Below are 14,235 nucleotides of genomic sequence, written 5' to 3' on the forward strand. Positions count from 1 at the left end.
TCAGTTCCTTCTCCGCAGCTCACGCGGATCGGTGGTTGACGGGCCGAGCCGGCCCTCCCACGTGTGGTTTCTGGTGTCGGCGGACAGCCGACGGTGTCCTGGTGGACGGCTTCGCTGCGCTCAGCCGTCGACCGTGATGCCCATCGACCGGGCGGTGCCGGCGATGATCTTCGCGGCCTGCTCGACGTCGTTGGCGTTGAGGTCTTCCTGCTTGGTCTGGGCGATCTCGCGGATCTGGTCCATGGTGACCTTGCCGACCTTGTTGCTGTGCGGCTCTCCCGAACCCTTCTGCAGGCCGGCGGCCTTCAGCAGCAGCTTCGACGCCGGCGGCGTCTTCAGCTTGAAGTCGAACGAGCGGTCCTCGTAGACCGAGATCTCGACCGGGATGACCGACCCACGCTGCGACTCGGTCGCCGCGTTGTAGGCCTTGCAGAACTCCATGATGTTCACGCCGTGCTGACCGAGCGCCGGACCCACCGGCGGGGCGGGGTTCGCCGCGCCGGCCTGGATCTGGAGCTTGATGATCCCGGCGAGCTTCTTCTTCTTGGGGGGCATCTCTCTTACCTTTTGTTGTCCTCGTGTGTGCCCGTGTCATCCACCCGATCGCACCGGGTGACTCGACGGGCGTCCGCGTCCGCTGGAGACGCGAAGTGTGGGAGGCCCGATCAGATCTTCTCGACCTGACCGAAGCCCAGTTCGACCGGTGTCTCGCGACCGAAGATCGACACCAGCACCTTGACCTTGCGCTGCTCGGCGTTGACCTCGCTGATCGATGCCGGGAGCGTGGCGAACGGGCCGTCCATGACGGTGACGCTCTCGCCGACGGTGAAGTCGACCTCGATGGTCGACGCGGCCGCGGCGGCCTCGACGCCTTCGGCGCCCGCACCGGACTTGCCGGCGGTCGACTTCTTCGCCTCGACGCGCGGCAGGAGGAACTTCAGGACCTCCTTGAGCGACAGCGGCGACGGCTTGTTGCCGACCTGGCTGACGAACCCGGTGACACCCGGGGTGTTGCGCACGGCGCCCCACGACTCGTCGTTCAGCTCCATGCGCACCAGGATGTAGCCCGGCAGCACCTTGCGGTTGACCTTCTTCTGCTGGCCGTTCTTGATCTCGGTGACCTCTTCGGTCGGCACCTCGACCTGGAAGATGTAGTCGCCGACGTCGAGGTTCTGCACGCGGGTCTCGAGGTTGGCCTTCACCTTGTTCTCGTACCCCGCGTAGGAGTGGATGACGTACCAGTCACCGGGCGCGCGGCGGAGCTCCTTCTTGAGCTCCTCGACGGGGTCGACCTCCTCGGCCGGCTCGTCGGTGGCGTCGGCCGACTCGACGGGCTCGGTGATGGACCCGGCGACCGCGTCGGTCAGCTCGGCGGCCGCCTCGGGGTCGACGGGGGCCTGTGTCGGATCGGCGTCGGACTCGACGATCTCGCGATCGGCGTCCTGGATCGCCTCGGTCTCGACGACGTCCTCACCGGCCGTGGCCGGATCGTTCTCGGGGGTGCTCACTGCAGCCCACGCTCCCTTTCCTTGCTGGTCGTGCTCGCTCGCACGCGGCGTGCGTGCGCTCTCGTCGTGGTGTCGCGCGCGGGTCGCGTCAGCCGAACAACCACAGGACGAGCCGGGCGAACCCGAGGTCGATCCCGGAGATGAACGCGGTCATCACGATGACGAAGATCAACACGATGATCGTGTACTGGATCATCTCCTGACGCGACGGCCAGATGACCTTCCGCATCTCCGCGACCACCTGGGTGAGGAACACCCACAGTCGCGCGAACGGGTTGCGACGGCGCTCTTTCTCCGGCGCGGCGTCGGGCCGCTCCTTGAGAGCGACACCTCCGCCCGTGCTGTCGTCATCGGCGTCGCCGCCGACCGTCGCCGCCCCACGCTTGCCGCGCGGGGTGGACGACCGCTTGCCCGACGGGCGCAGGTCGTCGGCGGACTCGGTGGCGTCGGTGCCCACCTCGGATGCCTCGACGTCGGTGGCGTCGGCATCGGCGGCCCCCTTGGCGCGGGCAGCCCTATCGCGCTTGCTCACCGTGTTCCTCTCCGTCGTCTGGCGTGACGGCCGGACGGTGCCGACCGGGTGCAGGGGCGACAGGACTTGAACCTGCAACCTGCGGTTTTGGAGACCGCTGCTCTGCCAGTTGAGCTACGCCCCTCTATCTCGGGCCCTCACACGACCAACGCGCCGCCATGATGGCAGCGCGCAGCGTGAGGACCACAGACACTTGAGTGTACGACACCCGATCCCGCCAACTCCAATCCGCCCATGTCAGCAGGGGTGGAGAAGCGCCGGGCCGTGTCAGGAGAACTGCACGTTGGCGAACGCGCGTCCGAAGATCTTCTTGCCGTTCGACTTGGCGATCATCGCGATCTGTCCACGACGGGTCTCCGGGTCCAGCGACTTCACCTTCGCGGTGAGGTCGATCTGCCCGTAGCCGTCGGCCGGGACGTACACCGGGCTGGTGAAGCGGACGTTGTACTCGTAGACCGCACCGGGGTCGCCGATGAAGGCGGAGAGGTAGCCGCCACCGATGCCCATCGTCTGCATGCCGTGCGCGACGACGGTCTCGAGCCCGGCGATCTTCGCGATCTCGTCGCTGAAGTGGATGGGGTTCGGGTCGCCGGCCACGCCCGCGTAGTTGATCAGGTTGCCGCGGGTGAGCTTGACGGTGCGCGGCGCGAGTTCCTGCCCGACGTGCACGTCGTCGAAACTGATCGCGCCGTACGGCTTGGGGTCGACGACGGGGTCGGGCTCGGTGAAGAACCCGCTGTGGTCGGGGACGGTGCGGCCGTGGTCGTAGAAGGCGCCCTCGACCAGCATCGTGTGGGCGACGGTCGTCATGAACGACGGGTCGGGCGCCTCACCGGCGCGCGCGACGAGCGTCGTCCACGTCGTCATCACCGGCACGTCGTGCTGGTTGTGGATCTGGTTCTTCGTCACCATGATGTCCGCGCCGCCCATCTGGCGGTACGAGTCCAGCGACACGACGCAGATCAGGCGGTCGCCGACCTCGACGGGCTTGTGGAAGACCAGACGCTGATCGGTCTGCATCATCTTCCACAGGTCCCAGCCCTCCACCATCTCCTCGAACAGACGGCGCTGGGCGATCATGCCGGGGATCGCGGCGAAGGACAGCGGGGCGATCAGGGTGGGGTGACCGTTCGCGTTCGCGGAGGCCTCGTTCCAGTGCACGGGGTGACCGTCCTGGACGGCACGCGCATACTCGCGGACCTTCTCGCGGCCCACCTCGTAGTAGTCCTCCACCGTGTAGTGGAAGCCCACCTGGGCGGCCGTCCGCTGGGCGATCTCCTCGGCCGACAGGCTGTTCTGGTTGGCCATGATGGCCAACCGGTCCTCGACCGAGTTGATCGACTGCTCGCTCGTGTTGGTCACCCGAAACCCCTGTCTCTCGCTGTTCTCCCTAGCCGAAGTGGCCACCGCCGAGAACGGCGATGGCCACGTGGTGGGCTACGTCAGCGCGATTCCTTGTGACCCTGGTGCTTGCCACAGTTCGGGCAGAACTTCTTGATCTCGAGACGATCGGGGTCGTTCCGACGATTCTTCTTGGTGATGTAGTTGCGGTGCTTGCACACCTCGCAGGCCAAGGTGATCTTGGGCCGCACATCGGTCGAGGAAGCCATTGTTCTCTCGCCTTTCGCATGTCTGTCAGGGGGTAGCGATGGCCGGACTCGAACCGGCGACCTAACGATTATGAGTCGTTCGCTCTAACCAACTGAGCTACACCGCCATGGCACCCCGGGGGGTTGGTCCCGGGAGTCCAGCGAGCCCCCTAACGGAATCGAACCGTTGACCTTTTCCTTACCATGGAAACGCTCTACCGACTGAGCTAAGGGGGCCGGTCCCGCAGGGCAGCGAACCGCCCTGAGAGCCGTGTCGAGGTTACACACCGCTGCGATGGGTGACCAAATCGCTGTGACCTCGGTGGTGGCACGTGAAGGATTCGAACCTTCGTAGCTTGCGCGACGGATTTACAGTCCGCTCCCTTTGGCCGCTCGGGCAACGTGCCGTGCACCGCGCGAACGCTGTCGCGCGACGACTGGAAACAGTACAACGTGACCCCCGCCCCCGCGAAAACCGCACGTCGCGACCATCTGTCGGGTTTCGCCCGCGATCTGACGGCCTCGCCTGCGTTCTGGGTTCGTCGCCACCGTGGTCCGATTTCGCCCGCCGGATTCGGCGGGCGAAACAGTCATCCGGTGGCGAGACTCACCAACCGAGGGCCCGGGCGATCCGGGCGACCACGCGGCGGGGCTGATCACGCGCCTCCCGGGCGCTCCATCGGACGAACCGGCGACCCGCGTCGAGGAACCGCTGCTGCCGATACTTCTCGTCCTCGAGCACTTCCTCGACGGTGCGGTCGGAGTACCGCCCGAAGTACTTGCCCTCGCCGTCACACTCCCCGATGAGGTCGCCGTCGAGCAGGAAGTCGCACCGACCGAGGAAGGTTCCCGCCCGGTCGCAGATGTCCTGCTGGGTGAGCGGCACGGGCAGGCCGGCATCGATGACGAGGAGCCGACTGCGGGTCTCGGCCGGACTCTCGCAGGCCGCATCCATCCGTCTCAGGAGCATGAGGCCGCGGCGCGAGCCGTGTCGCCCTCGACCCAGCTGGGTGGCTATCTCCTCCACCGTGCAGAGACCGCGATGCAGCGCCGCGTCTCCCGCGGCGATCGCCGTCAGCCGCGGCGCCGTACGTGCGAGATCGGCGACGGTGCGCGCGGCCGTCGTCACCAGTACGCCGTCGACGAAGACCAGGTCGGACTCCTCGACGTTGCGGTGCATGAGCGCGACCCCGCTGGCCCTGCTCCCGGACGCACCCACACCGGGCCTGCCGAGCTGTACACGCGACAGATCCGCGTCGGGGATGGGCAGCCCGTGGTGCGCCGCGGCGCTCACGTTCGCCAGTCCCACCCCGGGGGTCGAGTCCGTCGCCAGGGCCCGTGCGAGCACCAGGTGACGCTCCTCGGGGAACCCGTTCAGCAGGCGGCGGGGCGCGTAGTACCCGCCGCCGATGGCGGCGAGTTCACGTGCGGACACAGCGGCGGCGATGTCGGCCGGGCCGGCACCCAGCTCCAGGAGGCGGCTGCGACGGACGGCGGCCGGGAGGGAGACGAGATCGACGGTCATCGTGGCAGCGTCGCCGCGGCACGCGACGCGCACCCGGCGCGAGAGGCGGGGACATCGCCGCCCTGTGGGTGCGCGCTCACCTGTGGACGGCCGCTTCGCCACTCCGTCGACGATTCGCCCGCGGGATTCGGCGGGCGGACCAGCCATGTGGTGGCGAACCGCCCACGACGCGGGCGAATCCACGACATCGCGTGCGAACTGCGTCGAGACGGGTGCGGGGTGGTCGTTACGCTGACGCCATGGCTGATTCATCGTTCGACGTGGTGAGCAAGGTCGATCGGCAGGAGGTCGACAACGCCCTGAACCAGGCGGCGAAGGAGCTCTCGCAGCGCTACGACTTCCGCGGCACCAACACCGCCATCGAGTGGTCCGGCGAGGAGAACATCGTCATCTCCTCCGACGCCGAGGAGCGCGCGCAGGCCGGGCTCGAGGTGTTCCGGGAGAAGCTGATCCGCCGCGACATCTCGCTGAAGGCGTTCGAGGCCGGGGACCCGCAGTCGTCGGGCAAGGGCTTCAAGATCACCGGCTCGATCAAGCAGGGCATCGACACCGAGAAGGCCAAGAAGATCACCAAGGCCATCCGCGACGAGGGCCCCAAGGGCGTGAAGGCGCAGGTCCAGGGCGACGAGCTGCGGGTGTCGAGCAAGAAGCGCGACGACCTGCAGGCGGTCATCTCACTGCTGAAGGGCAAGGACTTCGAGATCGCCCTGCAGTTCGTGAACTACCGCTGAGCGGTCAGTAGCGCCCGCGCGCCATCTCCTCGAGGCGCGCGATCCGCTGCTCCATCGGCGGGTGCGTCGAGAACAGTTGACCGATGCGCTCGCCGTTGCGGAACGGGTTGGCGATCATCAGGTGGCTCTGCGCGGCCAGGTCGGGCTGGGGCGGCAGCGGCGCGGCCTGCACGCCGCCGGAGATCTTCCGCAGGGCCGATGCGAGCGCCAGCGGGTCACCGGTCAGCTCGGCGCCGGAGGCGTCGGCCTGGTACTCCCGCGATCGCGAGACGGCGAGCTTGACGACGGTCGCCGCGATCGGACCGAGCAGCGCGATGAGGATCAGCGCGAACGGGTTGGCACCGTTCTCGCGGTTCCCGCCGAACATGCCGGCGAACATCGCGAAGTTGGCCAGACCCGAGACGACGGCGGCGAGCGCACCGGCGATCGACGAGATGAGGATGTCGCGGTTGTAGACGTGGCTCAGTTCGTGGCCGAGCACCGCGCGCAGTTCGCGCTCGTCGAGCAGGCCGAGGATGCCCTGCGTGCAGCAGACGGCCGCGTTCTTCGGGTTGCGGCCGGTCGCGAACGCGTTGGGCGCGTCGGTGGGGCTGATGTACAGAGCGGGCATCGGCTGGCGCGCGGTGGTCGCGAGCTCACGGACGATCCGGTACATCACCGGCGCCTGCACCTCGGTGACCGGCTGCGCATGCATCGCCTTCAGCGCCATCTTCGCGCTGTTGAAGTACACGTAGGCGTTCATGCCGACCGCGAACAGCACCGCGACCAGCAGGATCGCAGGGCTGCGGAACGCGGCACCGATCGCGACGATGATCGCCGACATGACGCCGAGAAGAAGGACGGTCTTCAGTCCGTTGGCGTGGCCGTGCATGTCGTGAGCTCCTCGCGGGTCAGGGTCCTGTCACCGGGTCAACGAGTCACCCCGGCCGGCGGTTCCCGCCGGTCAGCCGCTGCGCTCGACGGTGTAGCGCACCAGTGAGCTGAACGCGGCCTTGGCGTCGTTGTCGGGCAGGGCGTCGAGCTCGGCACGCGCCTGCTCGGCGTAGTCGGCGAGGGTCTCACGAGCACGGCCCATGCCCGACGACGCGATCAGCAGCGACAGCGCCTCGTCGACCTCGGCGTCGTCGGTGACCGGCCGCCGCTCCCCCGACGGCGTGAGCAACAGCTCGCGCAGCCGGACGCACTCGGGATCGTCCAGCGCGTAGAGCACGGGCAGCGTGTGAACACCCTCCCGCAGGTCGGTTCCGGGCGTCTTGCCCGAATCGCCCGACACGGAACTGATGTCGATGATGTCGTCGGACACCTGGAAGGCGGTGCCGACGATCCCGCCGAGCCGCGCGAGGCGATCGGTGGTCGCGTCGTCGGCGCCGGATGTCATCGCGCCGAACCGCCCGGCGGCGGAGATGAGCACGGCGGTCTTCTCCCACACCACCTTCAGGTAGTGGTCGACGGCGCTCGCACCGACGGTGCTGCCGATGGTCTCGCGCATCTGACCGGTCACCAGTTCGGCGAACGTGTCGGCGATGATCAGCACCGAGTTCGGGCCCAGCGTCGACACGAGCCGCGACGCCCGCGCGAACAGGAAGTCGCCGGCGAGGATCGCGACGCTGTTGCCCCAGCGTGCGTTCGCGCTCACCGCACCGCGGCGCATCGTCGCCTCGTCCATGACGTCGTCGTGGTAGAGCGTCGCGAGGTGGATGAGCTCGATCACCGTCGCGGCCGTGATCACCTCGTCGGCGCGCGGGTTCGACCCGAACTGCGCGGACAGCAGCGCGAACAGCGGTCGGAACCGCTTGCCGCCGGCCTTGGCGAGGTGGGTGGCGGCCTCGGTGAGGAAGTCCTCGCCCGACGACAGCTCGAAGATCAGAAGGTCCTCGACGCGGCGCAGCGAGCCGGCGACCTCGTCGGCGAACTCGGCCGAGCCCATCTCGATGCCGGCGAACGTGGTCTTCATCGGCGCGCCTTGCCCCTGTACACGGACGGCTCCATCTCCTCGGCCCGGCTGCGGTGGCGGCCCGCCGCGGCGCGGCCCGGGCCCGCCGGGCACCTGTGTTCGAGGGTAATGGGTCACGCGCGCTGTCGGTGATACTGGATCAGGTGAGCGATGTCGCACCGGCGCAGACCGACTCCCGCGGCGGGGATGCCGTCCCCGAGTCCGCCGACGTGCTCGTCGTCGGCGCCGGGCCGGGAGGTTCCGCGACCGCCGCGTACGCGGCCGCAGCCGGCCACGATGTCGTCCTCCTCGACGCCGCGACGTTCCCCCGCGACAAGACCTGCGGCGACGGTCTGACGCCGCGCGCCGTCGCGGAGATGAACCACCTCGGTCTGGGCGGGTACCTGGCCGAGCGCCCGCAGATCGTCGGGCTGGCGATGCGCGGTTGGGGTGCGTCGCAACGAGTTCGGTGGCCGTCGGGCCGATTCCCCGCGCACGGCAGCGCTGTTGCGCGCACGGAACTCGACGACGCCATCCGCCGTGTGGCTCTCGAGCGCGGCGTCCGCATGGTGTCCGGCGTGCGGGCCGTCGGCGCGGATGTGCGCGACGGCCGCGTCCGGTCCGTCGAGGTGGTCGGTGACGCCGGCCCGTCGTCGATCCGGGTGAAGCAGGTCATCGTGGCCGACGGGGTGCGATCACCGCTGGGCAAGGCCCTCGGTCGGGAATGGCACCGGGAGACCGCCTACGGCGTCGCCGCACGGTCGTACGTCACGTCGGACCGATCCGACGACGCGTGGATGGGCTCCGATCTCGAACTGCACGGCGCCGACGGCGAACTGCTGCCCGGGTACGGCTGGGTGTTCCCACTCGGCGACGGCACGGTGAATCTCGGCGTGGGTGCGCTCGCGACATCGCGTCGACCGGCGCACATCGCGCTGCGGTCGGTGCTGACGCAGTACGCGGTGTCCCAACGGGATCGGTGGCAGCTCGACGGTGCGCCGCAGCGCATCGCGTCGGCGCTGCTGCCGATGGGTGGCGCGGTGAGCAACGTCGCGGGGCGGAACTGGATGCTCGTCGGTGACGCCGCGGCGTGCGTGAACCCGTTGAACGGCGAGGGCATCGACTACGCACTGGAGACGGGACGCTTCGCCGCCGACCGTCTGCGTGAGCCCGACCACACCCTGGACTGGCCGGCGCTGCTCACCGACCACTACGGCACCGCGTTCTCCGCCGCGCGTCGGCTCGCAGGCGTGTTGACCGTGCCGAAGGCGGTACCCGTCCTGGGACGCCCGGGGATCCGGTCGCAGACGCTGATGTCGATGGTGGTGCGCGTGATGGGCAACCTCATCACCGCCGAGGACCGCGACCTCGTCGCGCGGGCGTGGCACGCCGCCGGAAAGGTGTCGACGGTGGTCGACCAGCGCCCGCCGTTCAGCTAGTCCGCGATGCCGCTGTGCAGCGCGGCGATCCCGCCGGTCAGATTGCGCCAGCGGACCCCGGTGAACCCGGCGTCGGCGATGCGGCGGGCGAGTGCCTCCTGGTCCGGCCACGCCCGGATCGACTCCGCGAGATAGACATACGCGTCGGGGTTGCTGGAGACCCGCGTCGCGACGGCCGGGAGCGCCTTCATCAGGTACTCCATGTAGACCGTGCGGAACGGGGAGAACACCGGCGTCGAGAACTCGCAGATCACCAGCCGTCCACCCGGCCGCAGGACGCGGCGCAGTTCCTCCAGTGCGACGTCGACGTCGTTGACGTTGCGCAGTCCGAACGAGATGGTCGCCGCGTCGAACGCTCCGTCGGCGAACGGCAGGTGCAGCGCGTCCGCACCGACCTTCGGGACCGGTCGCGACGACCCCGCGTGCAGCATGCCCAGCGAGAAGTCGGCGGCGACGCAGCGGGCCCCCGACGTCGCGAGTTCCTCGGTGGACACGGCGGTCCCGGCCGCGAGGTCGAGGACGACGTCGTCGGGGGTCAGTGCCAGCGCCTCGCGGGTCGCCTTGCGCCACAACCGGTCCTGACCGAACGACAGGACGGTGTTGGTGATGTCGTACCGGCGGGCGACGCCGTCGAACATCGCGGCGACCTCGGACGGCTGCTTGTCCAGACCGGCCCGGGACGTGGCTGCACTCATGCCACCACGGTACTGCCCCCGGTCCCTTGCCAAAGCGTGCCGATCCTCACCCCCGACCGGGCCGAAACTCACCGCCGAGCGGGCCGAAACCCACCCCCGAGCGGGCGGTAGATCCCGTCGACCGTGCGGTACATCCCGTCGACCGTGTAGATCAGGCGGTGCGGCGGGAGACGGCGAGGCTGCCGGCGCGATCGACGACGGCCTCGTAGTGGCCGAGCAGCTGGTCGCAGATCGACGGCCATGTGCGGCCGGCGACGCTACGACGGGCAGCGGCGCCGAATGCCGGTCCCACGGTCGGGTCGAGCAGGGCGTCGACGGCCGCGGGAAGTCGCTGCTCGAACGACGGGACGTCGAGCAGGTACCCGGTCCGCATCGGCGCGATCAGGTCCTTCGGTCCGCCCGCGTCGGGTCCGATCACCGGCACGCCGCTCGCGAGCGCCTCCTGCACGGCCTGGCAGAACGTCTCGTGCTCGCCGGCGTGGACGAACACGTCGAAACTGGCGTAGGCCGCGGCGAGGTCCAGTCCCGACAGCTCGCCGGTGAACACCGCATTCGGCATGAGCCGCTGCAGGCGGGCACGTTCCGGACCGTCACCGACGATCACGATCTGCAGGTCACGACGACCCGCGAGCACGGCGAGCCGCTCGACGTGCTTCTCGGGGGCGAGCCGGCCGACGAACCCGACGATCGGTGCACCCGTCGGGCTCCACCGCGCGCGCAGCGCGTCGTCGCGGCGGGTGGGCGCGAACTTCTCGGCGTCGACACCGCGGCCCCACCGGAAGACGCGCGGAACACCGTGATCCTGAAGGGCTTTCACCGACACCGACGACGGCGCGAGAGTTCGATCGCATGAGGCGTGCAGTCGTCGGGTCCACGCCCACGCGGCGCGCGTCGTGAGCCCGATGCCGTAGCTCGCGGCGAATCCGGCGACGTCGGTCTGGAAGACGGCCACCGTCGGGATGTCGAGGCGGTTGGCCGCGTGCGCTCCGGCCGCGCCGACGACGAACGGTGACGCGAGATGCACGACGTCGGGGCCGAAGTCGGCGAGTGCCCGGTACAGCGTGCGATGCGGCATCCCCACGGGCAGCGACGAGATCTTCGGGACGTTGACCGACGGCACGAGATGGACAGGGACACCGTTGATCTCACGCGGCGCCGGCTGTGAACCCCGTGGGGTGTCGGGCGCGATGACGATGGCGTCGTGGCCGCGACGGTCGAGGTGCTCCAGGACCCGCAGGACCGAGTTCACGACGCCGTTGGTGTTCGGCAGGAAACTCTCCGTCACGATGGCTGTACGCACGAGCCTCAGTGTGGTGAGTGCACCTGACCCGGATCGCTCTCCGACGTGACCCCGCCCGTAATGGACGGTGAACTGTCCGTGCGCGGTTCACCCGCTGTCTGCCCGCCGGTGTCGTCGACGTCGTCGGAGCCGCGGCGCCGACGCCGTCGCGCGTACTCCGCGATCCCGACCATCGCGGCGAGCAGCACCGCCCAGGTCCACCCGACCACCGAGAGCGCGGGGATGATCGACAGGCTCGCGTCGCGCCCGGCGACGCGGACAGTGTCCGGGTTGCGGGTGTCGTATTCGACGCTGATCCGTTGGCCGGCCGTCAGGTCGGTCGGATAGAAGACGCCGAGCCGGGGGCTGCGGAGTTCGCCGTCGGGTGTGTAGAACCGCACGGTCGACTTGGTGGCGCCGGCGGTGACCACGTCGGCGATGGCCGTGCCCCTGTGTGCGTCGATCGCGGCGTCGTCGCGGTAACACCCGGCGACGACGACGCACATCATGACGGTGACGATCGCGCCGACGATGAGCAGCGTGATCTGCGTCCGTCGCAGCGCAGTCGGCATGCGCGACACGATACCGGCGCACCCTGTGCACGCTCGGAGTGACTTTTCTGCCCGCTCGGCGAGATCTACTGCCCAGTCGGCGGAGGATGTTGGCCCACTCGGCGGCGGGGTCACCCGGGCAACCCCGCCGAGCGGGCACAAAATCACCGCCGAGCGGGCACTAAAGCACCGCCGAGTGGGCCGAAAATCACCACCGAGTGGGCGGAAACTACCGAATGCCGGAGGCGATGGCAGCGTGGACGTCGCGGAGGCGGTCGCGGTCGGTGGGGACCTCGATCACCCGGATGCCGGAGCCCGGCTCGCCGAGGGCGGCGGGCAGGTCGGCGAGGTCGACGCGTTGGTGGTCGACGCCGAAGCCCGCGCACACACGACCGATGTCGGCGTGGTGCGGGGTGCCGAAGACCCGCTCGAACGCGCCGTCCCAGTCCTTGCCGGTGAACCGCCGCTCACCCTGCTCGAGCAGCCCGAAGATCCCGCCGCCGTCGTCGTTGGCGACCACGATCGTCAGGTCCCGCGGCCGCGGCTCGCCCGGCCCGATCAGCAGGCCCGACGCGTCGTGCAGGAACGTCAGGTCGCCCATGAAGGCGACGGTCCGGCGATCGTCGTGGGCCAGCGCGGTGCCGATCGCCGTCGAGATCGTCCCGTCGATGCCCGCGACGCCACGGTTGGACATCACCCGCACCTCCGACGACACCCGCCCGGCCAGCGCGACGTCGCGGATCGGGTTCGACGCCCCCACCAGCAGCTGCTCCCCGGGTCGCATCGCCGCACTCACCGTCCGCGCGACGTGCAGCCCGGTCGCGAGACCCTCGCGGTCCAGTTCGGCATCGACGGACGCGACCGCCCGCTGCTGCGCGTCGTCGCAGGCCTTCAACCACTCCTCCGACGGCGTCCCCGCGACGACGGCGCGGGTGCCGGTCGCGAGGACGTTGCCGGACACGTCGGGCCACCGCGGCCCGGTGGTCAGCGCGTAGACGCGTACCTCGGGATCGGCGAGCAGCCGTGACACCTGCCGGTGCAGCGTCGGCCGACCGCAGATGATGGCCTGCTTGGGCCGCAGCACCGACAGCGCGAGCGGATGCAGCGGCGTCTCGGGGGACGGCGCGGTGGGCTCGGCGACGGTCGGGATTCCGGCGAGTTCCGGCCGCACACCCGCGCCGTGCCCGGACACGACGACGGTGTCCTCGGTGAGGTCGATGTCGAGCGGGACGTCGAGCCGCCCGACGGCTGCCGTGGTCCAGGGGGCGCCATCGGCGCGACCGGCGAACGCGCCGAGGTCGTCGTCGGGGCGTACGCCGGCCTCCGGCACCAGCGGCTCCCGCAGCGGGATGTCGAACTGCACCGGACCGGCGTTGCCGGTGCGCGCCCCGCGGGCGGCGGCCAGCACGCGGCACACCCCCGACCGCCACTGCGAGTTGGTGTCGAGGTCCTGCTCGGCGAGGCCCAGGCTGATGGCCGCGCGGACCTGCGTGCCGAAGATGCCGAACTGCTCGATGGTCTGGTTCGCACCCGATCCCAGCAGCTCGTAGGGCCGGTTCGCGCTGATCACGACGAGCGGCACCCGGGCGTAGTTGGCCTCGAACACCGCGGGGCTGACGTTGGCGACGGCGGTCCCGCTGGTCATCACGAACGGCACGGGATTCCGCGACGCCGCGGCGAGACCCAGGGCGAGGAAGCCCGCGGTCCGCTCGTCGATCCGGACGTGTAAACGGAGTTTCCCGGCACGATCGGCAGCGTGGAGGGCGAAGGCGAGCGGCGCGTTCCGCGACCCCGGACACAGAACGGCCTCCCGCACGCCGCCGCGCACCATCTCGTCGACGATGACGCGGGCTTGCAGCGTGGACGGGTTCATCAGTCCAGGGTAGATACCCCCGACCGGGGGCCGGTCCGTCGTGACGAATCCCCCATGTGCTTCGGCACACCGATCGCCTCGGTCGACGCGAGCCGCTCCAGCAGGGGAACGCACAGCATGAGCAGGCCACGCTCGGTCTCGTCGAGCTGCTCGTCGACGGCACGCGCCAGCCACACGTCGCGCAGCGCCCGATCCTCGGTGAGGAGGTTCACACCGTCGCTGGTCAGGGACACGAGCTGGCGACGACGGTCGTCGGGATCGGTGGTCCGCTCGATCAGTCCGGCCTCGGTCAGCTTGTTCATGCTCACCGTCAGCGACTGCACGCGGACGTGCATGCGGTCGGCGAGCTCGGCGACGGTCGTCGTGCCGAGACGGTCGAGGTACCCGAGCACGGTGACCTGCGTCAGGGTCAGCCCGTGGTCGGGCCGGTGCAGGCGCGCCGCTCGGGCGACGCCCATGACGGCCTCGCGCAGGCGGGTGGCGTCGGAGTCGGACATGGCAAGAGGATAGACGACAATTCTGCGAGAATCACCCGCCTCCACCAGGTGCACATCGGGGAGATACCAAGAGTAGTCTTGGC

General features: G+C 69.7%; 15 protein-coding genes and 4 tRNA genes. 2 read left to right on the forward strand and 17 right to left on the reverse strand.

Annotation, left to right across the window (positions count from 1 at the left end; translation table 11 throughout):
* Nucleotides 1-120: 120 nt before the first annotated feature.
* From rplK to Q1A98_RS18295, 10 genes are all read right to left on the reverse strand, one after another.
* Nucleotides 121-555, reverse strand: a complete 435-nt coding sequence (gene rplK / locus Q1A98_RS18250) for a 50S ribosomal protein L11 (protein WP_299576075.1) — start codon at nucleotides 553-555, stop codon at nucleotides 121-123.
* A 110-nt stretch (nucleotides 556-665) separates the two neighbouring features.
* Entirely contained in the window at nucleotides 666-1,508 is an 843-nt protein-coding gene (gene nusG / locus Q1A98_RS18255; protein WP_299576077.1) for a transcription termination/antitermination protein NusG, read from the reverse strand.
* Between the two features lie 88 nt (nucleotides 1,509-1,596).
* Nucleotides 1,597-2,040, reverse strand: a complete 444-nt coding sequence (gene secE / locus Q1A98_RS18260; RefSeq protein WP_299576079.1) for a preprotein translocase subunit SecE — start codon at nucleotides 2,038-2,040, stop codon at nucleotides 1,597-1,599.
* Nucleotides 2,041-2,091: 51 nt separating this feature from the next.
* A tRNA-Trp gene (locus Q1A98_RS18265) sits at nucleotides 2,092-2,164 on the reverse strand.
* A gap of 143 nt (nucleotides 2,165-2,307) precedes the next feature.
* Nucleotides 2,308-3,348 (reverse strand): fused (3R)-hydroxyacyl-ACP dehydratase subunits HadA/HadB, encoded by a 1,041-nt coding sequence (locus tag Q1A98_RS18270; protein WP_299576549.1) that lies wholly within the window; start codon nucleotides 3,346-3,348, stop codon nucleotides 2,308-2,310.
* 134 nt (nucleotides 3,349-3,482) lie between these two features.
* On the reverse strand, nucleotides 3,483-3,650 hold the full coding sequence (rpmG, locus tag Q1A98_RS18275; protein WP_045823858.1) for a 50S ribosomal protein L33: 168 nt from the start codon (nucleotides 3,648-3,650) through the stop codon (nucleotides 3,483-3,485).
* A gap of 33 nt (nucleotides 3,651-3,683) precedes the next feature.
* A tRNA-Met gene (locus tag Q1A98_RS18280) sits at nucleotides 3,684-3,757 on the reverse strand.
* A gap of 36 nt (nucleotides 3,758-3,793) precedes the next feature.
* A tRNA-Thr gene (locus Q1A98_RS18285) sits at nucleotides 3,794-3,866 on the reverse strand.
* A gap of 86 nt (nucleotides 3,867-3,952) precedes the next feature.
* Nucleotides 3,953-4,036, reverse strand: a tRNA-Tyr gene (locus Q1A98_RS18290).
* A 200-nt stretch (nucleotides 4,037-4,236) separates the two neighbouring features.
* Nucleotides 4,237-5,154, reverse strand: coding sequence for a hypothetical protein (locus tag Q1A98_RS18295; protein WP_299576081.1), 918 nt, complete (start codon nucleotides 5,152-5,154; stop codon nucleotides 4,237-4,239).
* Between the two features lie 239 nt (nucleotides 5,155-5,393).
* Between Q1A98_RS18295 and Q1A98_RS18300 the strand changes: the two genes are divergently transcribed.
* Nucleotides 5,394-5,885 carry a YajQ family cyclic di-GMP-binding protein gene (locus Q1A98_RS18300; protein WP_299576083.1) on the forward strand — a complete coding sequence of 164 codons (492 nt, stop codon included), beginning with the start codon at nucleotides 5,394-5,396 and terminating at the stop codon, nucleotides 5,883-5,885.
* Between the two features lie 4 nt (nucleotides 5,886-5,889).
* Here Q1A98_RS18300 and htpX read toward each other — a convergent pair whose 3' ends face one another.
* Together htpX and Q1A98_RS18310 are read right to left on the reverse strand one after the other, a co-directional pair.
* On the reverse strand, nucleotides 5,890-6,756 hold the full coding sequence (gene htpX, locus Q1A98_RS18305) for a zinc metalloprotease HtpX (RefSeq protein ID WP_299576085.1): 867 nt from the start codon (nucleotides 6,754-6,756) through the stop codon (nucleotides 5,890-5,892).
* 72 nt (nucleotides 6,757-6,828) lie between these two features.
* A complete protein-coding gene (locus Q1A98_RS18310) occupies nucleotides 6,829-7,839 on the reverse strand; it encodes a polyprenyl synthetase family protein (protein WP_299576087.1) in 1,011 nt (336 codons plus the stop codon).
* 143 nt (nucleotides 7,840-7,982) lie between these two features.
* Between Q1A98_RS18310 and Q1A98_RS18315 the strand changes: the two genes are divergently transcribed.
* Nucleotides 7,983-9,257 carry a geranylgeranyl reductase family protein gene (locus Q1A98_RS18315; RefSeq protein ID WP_299576089.1) on the forward strand — a complete coding sequence of 425 codons (1,275 nt, stop codon included), beginning with the start codon at nucleotides 7,983-7,985 and terminating at the stop codon, nucleotides 9,255-9,257.
* Here the strand turns inward: Q1A98_RS18315 and Q1A98_RS18320 are convergent.
* From Q1A98_RS18320 to Q1A98_RS18340, 5 genes are all read right to left on the reverse strand, one after another.
* Nucleotides 9,254-9,952 carry a demethylmenaquinone methyltransferase gene (locus Q1A98_RS18320; RefSeq protein ID WP_299576091.1) on the reverse strand — a complete coding sequence of 233 codons (699 nt, stop codon included), beginning with the start codon at nucleotides 9,950-9,952 and terminating at the stop codon, nucleotides 9,254-9,256. The genes Q1A98_RS18315 and Q1A98_RS18320 overlap by 4 nt on opposite strands.
* A gap of 151 nt (nucleotides 9,953-10,103) precedes the next feature.
* Nucleotides 10,104-11,252, reverse strand: a complete 1,149-nt coding sequence (locus Q1A98_RS18325; RefSeq protein WP_299576093.1) for a glycosyltransferase family 1 protein — start codon at nucleotides 11,250-11,252, stop codon at nucleotides 10,104-10,106.
* Between the two features lie 5 nt (nucleotides 11,253-11,257).
* The gene (locus Q1A98_RS18330; RefSeq protein WP_299576095.1) at nucleotides 11,258-11,803 is read right to left on the reverse strand and encodes a DUF3592 domain-containing protein; all 546 of its coding nucleotides are present in this window, start codon (nucleotides 11,801-11,803) and stop codon (nucleotides 11,258-11,260) included.
* A gap of 208 nt (nucleotides 11,804-12,011) precedes the next feature.
* On the reverse strand, nucleotides 12,012-13,655 hold the full coding sequence (gene menD, locus Q1A98_RS18335; RefSeq protein WP_299576096.1) for a 2-succinyl-5-enolpyruvyl-6-hydroxy-3-cyclohexene-1-carboxylic-acid synthase: 1,644 nt from the start codon (nucleotides 13,653-13,655) through the stop codon (nucleotides 12,012-12,014).
* On the reverse strand, nucleotides 13,655-14,152 hold the full coding sequence (locus Q1A98_RS18340; protein WP_299576098.1) for a MarR family transcriptional regulator: 498 nt from the start codon (nucleotides 14,150-14,152) through the stop codon (nucleotides 13,655-13,657). Before Q1A98_RS18340 ends, menD begins: the two co-directional genes overlap by 1 nt.
* Between the last annotated feature and the right edge of the window lie 83 nt (nucleotides 14,153-14,235).

This window comes from uncultured Williamsia sp. (assembly GCF_947494875.1).
GTDB lineage: Bacteria > Actinomycetota > Actinomycetes > Mycobacteriales > Mycobacteriaceae > Williamsia_A.